Source organism: Telluria sp. AZSoR62 (genome assembly GCF_058111565.1).
In genome coordinates this window covers 1-265 of the sequence record NZ_JBYTST010000349.1, presented here as the reverse complement: position 1 = coordinate 265, position 265 = coordinate 1, and the positions used below count along the sequence as shown (strand labels likewise).

At 58.9% G+C, this 265-nt stretch carries 1 pseudogene; it reads left to right on the top strand.

Annotated features, from left to right (window positions below):
- Positions 1–23: 23 nt before the first annotated feature.
- Positions 24–265, top strand: a pseudogene (locus AC3XQU_RS24070) (protein NO VEIN domain-containing protein); the annotation flags it as partial.

Below are 265 nucleotides of genomic sequence, written 5' to 3'. Positions count from 1 at the left end.
ATGCGCACCGGGAGCGAAACACCTTGACGGCCAGAGACTGGTCAGCAGCTGAAATCGCGGCAACCGTAGCCAGCTACCTTGAGATGCTGCGATTGGAAGTGCTAGGGCAGCCCTACAGTAAAACGATGTTCCGGGATCGGCTGCTGGCCCTGCTGAACAACCGGACCAGCACCGCCGTCGAGTATAAGCACCAGAACATCTCGGCCGTCATGATGAGGCTGGGCCTTCGCCCCATCAAGGGATACCAGCCAGCCAAGAACTACCA